At 68.4% G+C, this 450-nt stretch carries 1 protein-coding gene; it reads right to left on the reverse strand.

Translation table 11 applies throughout. The features are described from left to right. Nucleotides 1–270: hypothetical protein (locus tag CS062_RS25405; RefSeq protein WP_233218252.1), on the reverse strand; the 270-nt coding region annotated here is incomplete at its 3' end. Between the last annotated feature and the right edge of the window lie 180 nt (nucleotides 271–450).

A 450-nucleotide genomic window follows, 5' to 3' on the forward strand; every position in this document is an offset into this window, starting at 1 on the left:
ATCCGGCTCCAGCCGAGCCAGGTCCCGCAACCATGCCTGCTTGCGCCGCTGGTTGGGACGCATGTGCAGGTCGCTGATGTGCAGCACGCGCAGCGGTGTCGAGCCCGGCGCCAGCACCGGCATGGTCGCTTCGCGGAGTACGAACGCGTTCCGCTCGATGAGGGATGCATAACCGACCCCGGCGACAAGCGACCCTGCGGTGATGGCGGCAGCCTTCTTGATCACCGGGGCTGTCTTGACGGCGGTCTTGACGAGCGAAACGGCGGACATGCTCGCAGCCTACTGCCCCGAGCTGTCACGGATCGATCCTTGGCCGGTCCGTGACAGCTCAGAGTGGGCAAATCCACAGCCCGCGCATCGCCGTCCGCATCACGGCGGTGGCGGCGGCGGAGGCGGTCCCAGCACCGGCACCGTGATGGGCGGCAGGCCGGGGATCTCGACCACCGTCTG

The sequence above is a fragment of the Roseateles chitinivorans genome, from assembly GCF_002761755.1.
GTDB lineage: Bacteria > Pseudomonadota > Gammaproteobacteria > Burkholderiales > Burkholderiaceae_C > Roseateles > Roseateles chitinivorans.